The organism is Chlorobaculum sp. 24CR, assembly GCF_004118635.1.
Lineage (GTDB): Bacteria > Bacteroidota > Chlorobiia > Chlorobiales > Chlorobiaceae > Chlorobaculum.
In genome coordinates, this window is sequence record NZ_SDGU01000020.1 from 1 (window position 1) to 11,855 (window position 11,855).

General features: G+C 56.7%; 11 protein-coding genes. 4 read left to right on the plus strand and 7 right to left on the minus strand.

From position 1 onward, the window contains the following. The first annotated feature begins 392 nt into the window (after window positions 1-392). On the plus strand, window positions 393-3,269 hold the full coding sequence (locus tag EST62_RS04035; RefSeq protein WP_129050828.1) for a hypothetical protein: 2,877 nt from the start codon (window positions 393-395) through the stop codon (window positions 3,267-3,269). A gap of 110 nt (window positions 3,270-3,379) precedes the next feature. After that, window positions 3,380-3,799, plus strand: coding sequence for an OsmC family protein (locus EST62_RS04040; protein ID WP_129050829.1), 420 nt, complete (start codon window positions 3,380-3,382; stop codon window positions 3,797-3,799). A 271-nt stretch (window positions 3,800-4,070) separates the two neighbouring features. Here EST62_RS04040 and EST62_RS04045 read toward each other — a convergent pair whose 3' ends face one another. The 4 genes from EST62_RS04045 to mpl all read right to left on the minus strand — a co-directional run bounded on the left by EST62_RS04045 (window position 4,071) and on the right by mpl (window position 7,972). Then, window positions 4,071-4,733, minus strand: coding sequence for a flavodoxin domain-containing protein (locus EST62_RS04045; RefSeq protein ID WP_129050830.1), 663 nt, complete (start codon window positions 4,731-4,733; stop codon window positions 4,071-4,073). 18 nt (window positions 4,734-4,751) lie between these two features. Further along, complete coding sequence (locus EST62_RS04050) at window positions 4,752-5,225, minus strand: flavodoxin domain-containing protein (RefSeq protein ID WP_129050831.1); 474 nt, start codon at window positions 5,223-5,225, stop codon at window positions 4,752-4,754. Window positions 5,226-5,410: 185 nt separating this feature from the next. After that, complete coding sequence (gene gap / locus EST62_RS04060; RefSeq protein WP_129050832.1) at window positions 5,411-6,415, minus strand: type I glyceraldehyde-3-phosphate dehydrogenase; 1,005 nt, start codon at window positions 6,413-6,415, stop codon at window positions 5,411-5,413. 132 nt (window positions 6,416-6,547) lie between these two features. After that, window positions 6,548-7,972 carry a UDP-N-acetylmuramate:L-alanyl-gamma-D-glutamyl-meso-diaminopimelate ligase gene (mpl, locus tag EST62_RS04065; protein ID WP_129050833.1) on the minus strand — a complete coding sequence of 475 codons (1,425 nt, stop codon included), beginning with the start codon at window positions 7,970-7,972 and terminating at the stop codon, window positions 6,548-6,550. A 699-nt stretch (window positions 7,973-8,671) separates the two neighbouring features. Between mpl and EST62_RS04070 the strand changes: the two genes are divergently transcribed. Both EST62_RS04070 and EST62_RS04075 read left to right on the plus strand, forming a co-directional pair. Then, window positions 8,672-9,787, plus strand: a complete 1,116-nt coding sequence (locus tag EST62_RS04070) for a DegT/DnrJ/EryC1/StrS aminotransferase family protein (RefSeq protein ID WP_129050834.1) — start codon at window positions 8,672-8,674, stop codon at window positions 9,785-9,787. A gap of 237 nt (window positions 9,788-10,024) precedes the next feature. Further along, on the plus strand, window positions 10,025-10,807 hold the full coding sequence (locus EST62_RS04075; RefSeq protein WP_129050835.1) for a hypothetical protein: 783 nt from the start codon (window positions 10,025-10,027) through the stop codon (window positions 10,805-10,807). A gap of 222 nt (window positions 10,808-11,029) precedes the next feature. Here the strand turns inward: EST62_RS04075 and EST62_RS13955 are convergent, their stop codons facing one another. Genes EST62_RS13955 through EST62_RS04090 form a run of 3 tightly spaced genes read right to left on the minus strand, consistent with a single transcriptional unit; the run spans window position 11,030 to window position 11,687 of the window. Continuing rightward, window positions 11,030-11,299 (minus strand): type II toxin-antitoxin system RelE/ParE family toxin, encoded by a 270-nt coding sequence (locus tag EST62_RS13955; RefSeq protein ID WP_129050838.1) that lies wholly within the window; start codon window positions 11,297-11,299, stop codon window positions 11,030-11,032. Window positions 11,300-11,325: 26 nt separating this feature from the next. Next, window positions 11,326-11,508 carry a hypothetical protein gene (locus tag EST62_RS04085; protein WP_129050836.1) on the minus strand — a complete coding sequence of 61 codons (183 nt, stop codon included), beginning with the start codon at window positions 11,506-11,508 and terminating at the stop codon, window positions 11,326-11,328. Continuing rightward, entirely contained in the window at window positions 11,505-11,687 is a 183-nt protein-coding gene (locus EST62_RS04090; protein WP_129050837.1) for a type II toxin-antitoxin system RelE/ParE family toxin, read from the minus strand. The genes EST62_RS04085 and EST62_RS04090 overlap by 4 nt, the downstream gene beginning before the upstream one ends. Window positions 11,688-11,855 lie beyond the last annotated feature (168 nt).

The window sequence follows — 11,855 nt, forward strand, 5'->3', positions numbered from 1 at the left end:
CTTGGCGGTCGTCGTGGCACCTCGTCGGAAGCCGAACTGAACGAGCTTGGCGGTCGTCGTGGCACGTCGTCGGAGGCCGAACTGAACGAGCTTGGCGGTTGCTGCCGTTCAACCGGTAGTTAAAAGAGCTTTTCAGCCGATGCCGGAGATGGTGAACGACGCTCCGGGATTCGGATGCAGTTCGGGCCGGTATGATGCCAGCGCAAGTTTTCTGGCAAATACCGGCCCGGTTTTTTTATACTTTTTCTTGACGCGTCATTGATTTACGGTTAATCGCCGGATCGCTTTTTCTTCATCGGTTTTTCGTTTCTTTCCGTCTTATTTCTATGGCTGGTTTGTTGTCAAGGTTGCATAAAGTATTGCTTGCCTGCTTTGTCGCGACAGCGATTTTTTTGTCGTTCGATCCTGTCGGGCTGATGGCGGCGGAGTGGTATTCCGTTAAAAACGATCATTTCCGCATTCTCTGCAAAGAGCGGCATCGCGCTCTCGTTCCCGAAGTCATTGTCTATGCCGAAACATCGCTTGCGCTCCTGAGCCGCGTCTTCGATTACGTCCCCTCCGAAATCATCACCATCGTTCTCAAAGACAGTCGCGATACCGGCACGGCCAGCGCGTCGGTGTTGCCGCACAACCGGATTACCATCGATATTGCGCCGTTCGATACCGATTACGAGTTCATCCGCTTCGACTACCAGCTCCGGTGGATCATCAGCCATGAGATGACGCACATCGTCGCAGGCGACCGGCAAGGCGGCGCTGGCGGTACGCTCCGCTCTCTGTTGGGCAAGGTCGAGCCGTCGCAGCGCGAACCGCTGACCGCGCCGTTTTCGCTCCTCACCAGCGCCGGGCGTTACACGCCGACCTGGCATCAGGAGGGGATCGCCGTGTTCATGGAGACCTGGATGAACGGCGGTTACGGGCGCGTGCTCGGCAGTTTCGACGAAATGTATTTCCGGACGCTCGTCAATGAGAAGCGGGCGTTCATGGGTAAGTCGCAACTCGATTTCGAGGACGACGATTCGTTCCTGCTTGGCAGCACGGTCTATTTTTACGGCGCTCGATTCGCGAGCTGGCTTGCGCTGACGCGCGGACTCGACAAGCTCCTGGCGTGGTATCGCGTCGAGCCGGGTCAGCCGGGCTGTTGCATCGGGTACGAGGATGCTTTCCGGCAGGTGTACGGCTGCGGGCTGGACGAGGCGTGGGCGGCGTTTTACCGTGACGAACGGCGCTTCCAGCAGGAGAATATCGCCCGAATCCGCCGCCATCCGGTGACGCAAACCCGCAGGCTCGCCGCGCCGAAAGGCTGGGTGAGCAAGGCGTATCGCGACGCTTCGGGCCGCTGGATGTTCTACGCTTCGCACAAACCGCACGCCCTGGCGCGTATCGAAAAGCTTGACCTCGCGACCGGCGAGTGCGTGCCGGTCGCTTCGCTGCCGACTCCGCAACTGGTCGGCGTCGCATCGACCGCTTTCGACCGCGAGCACGGCCTCTTTTTTTTCACGACCCACAACGATCGCGGCTATCGCGACCTCTGGGCCGTCGCCGTCGAGAGCGGCAAAAAGAAGCTGCTCTTGCGCGACGTCCGGCTCGGCAACATGACTCTCAATCCGGTGGATCGCGCGCTCTGGGGCGTGGCCGTGCGCAACGGGCGGGCGGTGCTGGCCGTGTCGCGCTACCCCTACCGCAAGCTGCGCGTGGTGACCGGGTTGGGCGCGGGCGAGGTGCTGGCCCATCCCGAAATCAGCCCCGACGGCAAGACGATGGCCGCAACCCTGCATCGCGCGGACGGGCGTCAGGCGATCATCCTCATCGACCTCGTCCGGCTGGAAAGGGGGGGACGAGTGCTGTACGAGACGGCTACCGACCAGGGAAACCCGGAGCACCCCTCGTGGAGCGTCGATGGCTCGGCGATCTGCTGGAACGCCACCGTGAGCGGCGTCTCCAACATCTTTCGCCGCCAGCTCGCCCGGCCGGATGCCGAAGCGCTTTCCAACAGCGTGACCGGCCTGTTTCATCCCGTGGCGCTCTCCGCCGATTCGCTCTTTTGCTTCGAGTACACCTCCGAAGGGTTCACGCCGGTGGCGATGCCGGAGCGCCCGGTCAGCGACCTCCCGGCGATCCGGTTCTTCGGTCAGGCGGTGGTCGAGCGCTATCCGGAACTGCGCTCATGGCGCATGGCCGAAATTACTCCTCCTTTTACTCCACTCTCCGCCGAGCAGCGCTATCACGGCTTTTCGAGCTTGCAGCTCAACTCGCTCGCGCCGGTGGTCAACGCTTTTCAAGGCACGCTGGTCTATGGCGTTTATGCCGAACTGACCGATCCGCTTCGCTACCATCGCCTGACTCTTCAGCCGGGCTACTCGTTCGCCGACTCGGAGTGGCACTTCGCGATGAGCTACGAGTATCGCGACCTGTTCAAACTCGAACTCTCGCGAACTCCGGCGACTTTTTACGACCTCCTCAACCACCGCTCGATGCAGAGCGACGGGTGGGGCGCCAAAGCGGAATACCGCACGTGGTGGGTGTATGATCGTCCATCGACGCTCGATCAGCTTTTTTACGTCGGGCTGGGCAACGAAATTTCCGAAGGAGGCAGTTTCGCCACCGATGAAACCATCCTCACCTGCGGCACAAAGGTCACCGGCCAGCACCTGCGCAAGAGCATCGGCTCGACCGATGACGAAGAGGGGTATCAGTGGCAGGTCGCCATCGAGAACCGCCAGCCGACGCGCCACGCCTCTTCGGGCAGGCGGGTGGCCAGCGGCGAGGCTGCTTTGCTGCGAATGGTGCTCCAGCCGCATCAGGTCGTGCGGCTTCAGGTGGCCGCCGGTCACTCGTGGGGCGATCGCTTCGACGCGGGCACGTTCTGGTTCGGAGGGTTTGGCAACCGCATCGTCGAGCACGATCATCCCGCAGGATACCGCAACGCCGAAAGCTTTCCGGGCCTGTCGTACCGCGTCTTTCCGGCGGATCGCTACGTAAAGGTCGGCATCGAGAACCGCTTTCCACCGATAGCCCTGCAACAGGCTGCCGGAACGCACTATCTCTCCAAAGCCGACGTGACGCTCTTTTCGCAAGGACTGGCAAGCAGCGCCGATGGCGAGGCGAGCAGCTTCGTCAACCTCGGCGGCCAGGTCAATTTCTACCTGAAAAACTTCTACCTGCTCGACTCCACCCTCTCGTTCGGCTACGCCCGCGCCTGGAGTCTGTCCGGCTCCGGCAAAAGCTACGATGAACTGTTCGCCTCGCTCAAGCTCTTCCGGTTTTAAGCGGGTATCGCGGCGCAGGCCGAACTTTTTTCGGGGCGGCGCGGTATCTGAAACAGCCGCTTCACTCGGTTTGACTTTATCTTTTGTCAACGTAATTTTCCGTCAGGCTCATGCACGCAACCGTCTCTTTCGACAGAAATCTGCCGCTCGTCGCGCTCAACGAGAAGGGGCAGCGAACCTTTTTCGACGCGACGCTCGATCCGTCGAATCCCGCCATGTACGCCTCGCCGATGTCCATCATGCTCCAGTCTCTGGCCGCCTGTTCAATGATGGACATCATCTCGATTCTCGGAAAAATGAGAAAGGAGGTAATCGCGCTCGATGCCGACCTCGACGCCGAACGCGCCGAAAAGCATCCGAAGGTTTTTACGTCAATTCACGTCAGGTTCAAGCTGCGCAGCTCCAATTGCAGCCAAGCGGAGTTCGACAAAGCCACCGGGCTTTCGATGAACAAATATTGCAGCGTGGCTGCTATGCTTAAAGCGTCGGGATGCAAGCTCTCGTGGGATTTGGAAATCATCGCTGATTGAGTGCCCTGAATATCCATCGCGCCTCTCCTCGCTGTCCTGATTATTGGTCTGAGCATTACCGAAAATGAACGTGACAAAAACTCACTGGCGCTTTCTGAACAACACATTGGATCAGAAACGCTCATTTTGTTGAATTCGACACTCCTGCTATAACATTGCTTTGCAAAAGCTTATAGCTCATGATACTCGCTTGAGGGAAAACAAAAAAGGCTGTCCTGGATTTGCTTCCGGAACAGCCTCTTTTCATTTGAATGGCCGGTAGGTTTCCAGCTCACATGCCCATGGAGCTGGAACGGGCCACGTCGAGCACCTCTGGCGTGATGCAGGTGATGCCATTCGCCTCGGCATAGACAGCAAGGGCGGCCTTGATCTTGTCGGCGAAGAACGGCGGCATCTGGCCGATGATCTCAAGCGCTTCGCTGCTCCACTGAAGCTTGCTGGCGCGAAAGCCGAAGCGAGGCCTGTTCGACCGGCGAAATCCCTCGTCGATCTCATCCACGAAGTCGGCGATAATCTCCTCGTCGTCGATCTGATGCGGGGCGATCACCTTTTCAGCAAGAATCCGGTTGCGAATCAGATGAATCTTGAGCTGCGGCAGGTAAAGCGTCTGAGCCATCGGTTCCGGGCTTCCGCAGGTTACGAAGAGGGCGATATTCTTGTTGCGCAGGTAGCGTTTGAGGTTGCTCTGCACCAAAGCGCCGAGCAGTTGCGAAGAGACGACCAGGTAATAGACGGGAGCGCCAAGGATCACCACATCGAACTCGCTGACAAAGCTGTAGTCGGCGGTCGCCTTGCATCGGGCTTTTTCGACATAGGCTCCGCTTTCGGCGAGCTGCTGGCCAATCGAGTCGATCAGTCTGTCGGTTGAGCCGCCGGTGGAGCGGCTGTCATAGAGGATGATGGCTCTCATCTGGCGTTCGTTGTCGGTCGTCATAGAATAGGTTTTGTTGAATCAGTTGGCCTTGCCGTAGGCATCGAGTATGTTCTGAGTGAACTCCGCAATTGCTTTCGAATCGCTGGTCTCTGCGGGCGAGAACGCTTTTTCAGCAAGGATCACCGGGTTGTCGAGATGCATTTTGAGCTGTGGCAGGTAGAGGAACTGCGCCATCGGTTCGGGACTGCCGCAGATGACGAAGAGCGCCACCTTCTTGCCTTTGAGCGCAGCTCTCAGGTTGCTCTGCGAGAGCGAGCCGCTGAGCTTCGAGGCAACGAGCAGATAGTAGATCGGCGCGCCGAGAAGCACGAGGTCGAACTCCTCGACGAAGCGGTAATCCGCGTTGGTTTTGCAGCGGGCTTTTTCCACATACGCTCCGGCTTCAGCGAGATTTTTGCCCATAGAGTCGATCAGCCTGTCCGCAGAACCGCCGACGGACATGCTGTCATAGAGGATAATAGCCTTCGCAGGCTTGTCGATGGTGCTGGTCATAGGCGTGAACATTAAGGTTTTGCCTGCCTCTGGAATGTAGCTCAATAATAAGACATTACTCTGTCACGGCAAAATCCGGGAAGGGGGGGGCGTTCCTCTTATTGCCCTGTGCACTCGCCACCTCCAACGCAAAAGGGCCGCCTTTTCAGGCAGCCCTTTTTGCAAAATTTCCGCGGAACCAGAGTTTACACGAAATTCGAGTAGATGCCGAGGAGGTCAACCACGCGGGTGGCGTAGCCGAGTTCGTTGTCGTACCAGCCGACGATCTTGACCATGGTGCCGGAGCTCATGGTGAGCGGCGAGTCGAAGATGCAGGAGTGGGCGTTGCCGACGATGTCCGACGAGACGATGGGATCGACGTTGTATTCGAGGATGCCCTTCATGTCGCCCTCGGCGGCGGCCTTCATGGCGGCGTTGATCGCCTCCTTGGTGGCGGTCTTCTCGACGATGACCGACAGGTCGGTGACGGAGCCGTCCGGCACTGGAACCCGCATGGCGAAGCCATCGAGCTTTCCGGCCAGTTCGGGCAGCACTTCGCCGATGGCTTTGGCCGCGCCGGTCGAGGTCGGGATGATCGAGCAGGCGGCAGCGCGTGCGCGACGCAGATCCTTGTGCGGAAGGTCGAGGATGTTCTGGTCGTTGGTGTAGGCGTGCACGGTGGTCATGAAGCCCTTGACGATGCCGAAGTTCTCGTGCAGCACCTTGGCCATCGGAGCGAGGCAGTTGGTGGTGCAGCTCGCGTTGGAGACGATCTCTTCAGCGCCGGTGATGCTCTTGTCGTTCACACCCATCACGATGGTGGCGTCGATCTTGTCCTTCGCCGGGGCGGAGATGATGACCTTCTTCGCGCCAGCGGCGATGTGCTTGGAGGCGGCTTCGCGGCTGGTGAAAATGCCGGTCGATTCGACGACGATGTTCGCGCCGAGCGAAGCCCACGGGAGCTGGGCGGGATCTTTCACCGCGCAGATGGCGATGGTTCTGCCGTTGACGACCAGGTTGTCGCCCTCGATCTGCACTTCACCTTTGAACTTCTTGTGGGAGGTGTCGTATTTGAGGAGGTGGGCAAGGGTTTTCACATCGGTCAGGTCGTTGATGCCGACGATCTCCATTTCGGGATTCTCAACGGCTTGTCTGAAAACCAGACGACCAATGCGGCCAAAACCATTGATGCCAATTTTTACTTTCGCCATAACGGGTCTTTCAGTATGGGTTTAACGGATGATAATTACTTCTGTTTCGGATCGTGACGGCGTGATAAACCGGTCGTTCGCCGTCCAGGAAAGGCTACAAGATAGAAAAATAGACTATCGCCGGAGAACTCTTCATGATTTTTTTTCAAAACTTTCCATGAGCAGCGCTTTCAGACCGTTGAAACTGCCGTTACTCAACAGCACGATCACGTCGCCCGGCTGCCGTTCGGCTTCGATGAACCGGACAATATCCTGCGGATACTCCTCGCCGCCAGCCGCGAAAACCTGCTTGCCCTTCGCCTCCAGCTCCCGGCGCAACTGCGCCGCGTCGAGCCGCTCCTCCGGCGCATAGCGCTCCGGGCGGTTCACCTTGCCAAGCACGACGAGCGCCGCGCCGCTGAAGCACTCCGCCAGCTCGCGCTGGAAGATGTTGCGCGTCGTGGTGTTCGAGCGCGGCTCGAAGCAGGCCACGATCCTTCGCCCGGGGTAGCGCTCCGCAATCGCGTCGAGCGTGAGTCGCACGGCCGTCGGGTGGTGCGCGAAATCCTCGATGAGCGTGAGGCCGCCCGCGAACTCGCCCACCAGCTCCATGCGGCGCTTGGGGCGCAAGAACGAGGCGAGGCCGCGCGTGACCGACTCGAAGCTCACGCCCGAGCGCAGTGCCGCCGCCGTCGCGGCCAGCGCATTCATCACGTTGTAGTTGCCAAACAGCGGCGCTGTCACCCGGCCCAGCGCCTCGCCATCGCGCACGACCGTGAACGAGGTGCCGTCCGCATCCGCCGAGATTTCCGCCGCCGTCCAGTTCGCATTGCCGCTCAGGCCGAAAGTCTCGACGCGGCAGAACGCTTTGGCGGCAACCTCCATCGAATTCGGATCGTCGCCGTTGACGACGAGCAGGCCATTCGACGGCACGAGGTTCACCAGCAAGCGGAAGCTCTTCTTGATGTCGTCGAGCGAGTCAAAGATGTCCGCGTGGTCGAACTCGACATTGTTGATGATAGCGATGTCGGGGCGATAGTGCAGGAACTTGCTGCGTTTGTCGAAGAACGCCGAGTCGTACTCGTCCCCCTCGGTCACGAAAAAGCCCGGCTCCGAGAGGCCCGACGGGCGGCAGCCATCGCCGAAGTTCTCCGGAATGCCGCCGATGAGGAAGCCCGGCAAGAGGCCGCCCGCTTCGAGCAGCCACGCCGCGAGCGAGGTGGTCGTCGTCTTGCCGTGCGTGCCCGCCACCACAATCGAGGTGTGGCGGCCAATCAGTTCGCGGCGCACCAGCTCCGGCATCGAAATCAGCTCCATGTGCCGGTCGAGCGCGTACTCCAGATCGGGATTGCCTCGGCTGATCGCATTGCCAACCACCACCAGATCGGGCGACGCGCTTTTCAGGTTCTCCGCCGAGAAGTTGTTGAAATAGCGGATGTTATGGCTTTCAAGATAGGTGCTCATCGGAGGATAGAGCTGCGTGTCCGAGCCGGTAACGGCATGGCCCATGTGCGAGAGCGCCACGGCTACCGAAGCCATAGCCGAACCGCCAATACCGATGAAATAGATGGAACTCATGGATGGTTTTGCGATTGGTTGGAAATCTTGTGAAGTGCTTTCCCTGGGAGCGCCGAGCGCCTGCTCGGCAATTAGATTGTAATGAATTTCAACGTTGCCTGTCGCTCCCACATTCAGGAGGGGTTCACCCCGACGGACACTCATTCTTACATTCTACTTTTAGTTGCCCCGGTTTTCAAACCGGGGAGAGGTTGGTAACACCTCCTCAACTCTCACCAATAGTACAGAAAATCGCCAGCCTCGCAAAACAGAGGGATGTCAAGTCAATGCCAGAAAGTCTTGCGCATTTCCCGTCATTGCGAGCCACCCGTATCCGTGTCGATACCGCACACGAACCTTGAACATGATTTTCTTCGACAAAATCTGTCGTTCATAACTGTAGGGACGGCTCTTGTGGCCGTCCTCTTACGAAAGAGCAACGATGGTTATTCAATGGCATTAAACGAAGTAAAATGGCGATAAACTGACACATGTTCATGGAAAGGAGCGTAGCGACGTGGCAATCCAGGCAGAATCAGCGGAGGCGGTTGTAGATGGATCGCCACGCCCCGACAGGTCGGGACTCGCGATGACGAGTCTTCTTCATTTTTCTTTTGACACACCCGCAGTCGCTGTCCGAACTTTCGGGATTCAGGCGATGAATCCGTATTATAACAAATTGAACTTTTTCAGGAACCGCGACTCAAATCCAATAATAATATGCAGTTCATCGACCTCATCACCCAGAAAAACCGCATCCGCGAGAACCTCATGAAGCGCATCGAGCGGATCATCGACAGCGCCCAGTTCGTCATGGGGCCGGAAGTGCTCGAAGCCGAGAAAAAGCTTGCCGAGTACGTCGGCACGAAGCACTGCGTTTCGTGCGCCTCCGGCACCGACGCGCTGCTGATTCCGCTCATGGCCAAAGGCATAGGCCCCGGCGACGCAGTGCTCACCACCCCCTTCACCTTCGTGGCCACCGCCGAGGTCATCAGCCTCGCGGGCGCAACGCCGGTGTTCGTCGATGTGCTGCCCGGCACCTTCAACATCGACCCGGCCAAAGTCGGCGCGGCGGTCGAAGAGGCTCGCCAGAAAGGGCTGAACCCGAAGGCGCTGATTCCGGTCGATCTCTTCGGTCTGCCCGCCGACTACGACCGCCTCGAAGCGGTTGCCGCCGAGCACGGCCTCTGGATTCTCGAAGACGCCGCGCAGGGCTTCGGCGGCACGGTTGGCGGCAGAAAGGCGGGCAGCTTTGGCCTGGTCGGCGCGACCTCCTTCTTTCCGGCCAAGCCGCTCGGCTGCTACGGCGACGGCGGCGCGATCTTCACCAACGACGACGAGCTGCTGGAACTCCTGATCTCCGTCCGGGTGCACGGCGGCGGCGACGACCGCTACAACAACGTGCGCATCGGCCTCAACGGACGCTTCGACACCATCCAGGCGGCGGTGATCCTCGAAAAGCTGACCATCTTCGACGACGAACTCGCGCTTCGCCAGAACGCCGCCGACGCCTACAGCGCCCGCCTCAAAGGCCGCGTCGAGGTTCCCGAAGTCCCCGAAGGCTACACCTCCTGCTGGGCGCAATACTCGGTACTCGCCAACTCCACCGACGACCGCACAAAACTCATGGCCGCGCTGAAGGAGGCGGGCATCCCCTCGGCGATCTACTACCCGATCCCGCTGCACCTCCAGAAAGCCTACGAAAACCTCGGCTACAAACCAGGCGACTTCCCCGTAACGGAAGATTTCAGCGCAAGGGTTTTCGCCCTGCCGATGCATCCGTATCTGAAGGCAGAGGAGATCGAGCAGATTTGCGAGGTGATTACGGGGGCGTGAGCAATTGCCGGGAGCGCTCGACGGAGTTGGAGTTGAGGCCGTCGGCGCTCCCGGCATCGCCAATGCTTTGTTGGTAAAGATTGGTGGGGATCGTATGGTGGAGATTATGAAGATGAGGTATAAACGAATGAGCACAGCACCCAAGTAGCTATTCTGAATTTGCTCATAAGAGGAATTTTTTAAACATACTGGCGGCAAATAGTTAAATAAAATAGCTTTGATAAACGATATCAAAACATGAAAATAGCTTTTGTTGATGAATCGCATGTTTATTTAAACGGCGAAAAACGCCTGTTATATGGTGCATATATTTGCCCTGACCTTTCCAAGCCATCACAGGCTTTGATTGAAATTCGTAATAAGTTTAAGCTAAGTCAAAATATAGAAATCAAGTGGACTATTGATACAGGAAATGCTGTTCTTAACTCAAATATTAAAGAGGATTTGTTATGTCAATCTCATGGTTATGGTGATGAATTTCTTGTAAGCATAAGTCGCGGTAAAGATAAAAATACAGCATTCAATAGATGTTTAGAACAGGTTTATAATCACCTTAAAATTCGCTCAGAAGAAACTTATGGAGTCATATTTGATCATGATGTAACCCCAAATAAACAAAAGGCTGCTGCTCACGCTATGAGCTTTAGCGAAAAGCCTTATTGCCTACTTTTTGCAGAGGCAGCATCTGAACTAACTGCTGGCATTTCAGTTATTGATGGATTTTTAGGAGCTTATGCGTATATGATTCACAAGCAGGATATAGAAAAACAGCCAAAAATCGAGGCACATCCTGAACTATATCTCCGGCTTGATGAATTTTTTTGGGAGATTTTCAGAAGAAGTATTCCGGGAGAATTTCGATGGGATCACTCCTATAGTGAATATGAAGATGTCGCAAAAGTTGACACTGGATATAATCATACTCTGGGCCATGGGCTTGTCGTTGATCCAGATTTAACAGCGGAACAATTTAAACGTATTGAGCCATTTATTGATCTTCATCTTGGATGTACAATTTAAATTTCTGAGTGGGGGGGATTTGGGGACGTTCCTGAAAAAGTTAAGTTACCAACGCACCAACAACGAAATTGCTGACTGCTTCGGGTTTGCGGGCGATGATGGTCAAAATTACTCGGCTGAGGGAGCTTCGGGGACGTTGATCCGTTTCCGAAAATTCTCATGCGGCGGCAGGTCGGGCGCGGGTAACCGGCAAAGAGAAAAACAGATTGGTCGGGTTGCTCCTCAATCCGCGTCGCCAGCTAATCCTGATGGATCAAGTACGCGAGCGCCGTGGTACATCGTCAGAAGCTCTACCAGATTGTCACTCACCCGGTAAACGATTCGATAGTTTCCGAAAAGAATTTCGCGAACGGCAGGATCGTTCAGTTCCGGCACGATCCTGCCGGAATAAGGAAACTCCGATAACCGTTCAACGGCTGCCAGCGCGTCTATAGCAAAAAGCTTCGCATAAGAGGCGGAATCCGTAGCGATGAATTCTGTAATCGCCTCCAGATCATCAGCAGCCTACGGCGTCCACCTTACTTCAGCCACTTGCCCATCCTCTCTCTGACCTCCATGTGCGATACAGTTTCGCTGTTATCGGCCTGCTGGAGTCCTTTTTCAACTTTTGCCAGAAACAGAAGCCGCTCCATAGCCTCCTCGATCGTTGCGTCAGCAGGAAGCGTTTCAACAACCTGAATTATTTTCTCTTTCGTTGTCATAGGTTATTTCCTTTAAGAATTGGATACGCTCCTGAAAACGTCACGTTCACCTCACAAACAACGCCCGCCTGACAGGTTCTGTTTCGCGGGCGATGACGGTCAGCAGTACTCGCGTTGCTCTTGTCCAGTTTGGCAAGCTCTTTTTCTGCCGATGCGGTAATCTCAATCTTCCAGCTCAAGACGCTTCTCCACTTCATCTATGCTTGATACTGCCTCCTCGCCACACCTGACACGTTCGAGAACCTGTTCGGCTAGTGCAACATCACGATAAAATAGCCGCATAAATATTACCTTCATCTTCAACGATCAACCCAACCATCTTGAAGATGAAGAAGTACAGAGTGACC

Excerpts from the sequence above, each read along its gene's own strand:
- EST62_RS04040 (WP_129050829.1), top strand. The coding sequence starts at position 3,380 with ATGCACGCAACCGTCTCTTTCGACAGAAATCTGCCGCTCGTCGCGCTC.
- EST62_RS04045 (WP_129050830.1), bottom strand. The coding sequence starts at position 4,733 with ATGACGACCGACAACGAACGCCAGATGAGAGCCATCATCCTCTATGAC.
- EST62_RS04050 (WP_129050831.1), bottom strand. The coding sequence starts at position 5,225 with ATGACCAGCACCATCGACAAGCCTGCGAAGGCTATTATCCTCTATGAC.
- gap (WP_129050832.1), bottom strand. The coding sequence starts at position 6,415 with ATGGCGAAAGTAAAAATTGGCATCAATGGTTTTGGCCGCATTGGTCGT.
- mpl (WP_129050833.1), bottom strand. The coding sequence starts at position 7,972 with ATGAGTTCCATCTATTTCATCGGTATTGGCGGTTCGGCTATGGCTTCG.
- EST62_RS04070 (WP_129050834.1), top strand. The coding sequence starts at position 8,672 with ATGCAGTTCATCGACCTCATCACCCAGAAAAACCGCATCCGCGAGAAC.
- EST62_RS04075 (WP_129050835.1), top strand. The coding sequence starts at position 10,025 with ATGAAAATAGCTTTTGTTGATGAATCGCATGTTTATTTAAACGGCGAA.
- EST62_RS04085 (WP_129050836.1), bottom strand. The coding sequence starts at position 11,508 with ATGACAACGAAAGAGAAAATAATTCAGGTTGTTGAAACGCTTCCTGCT.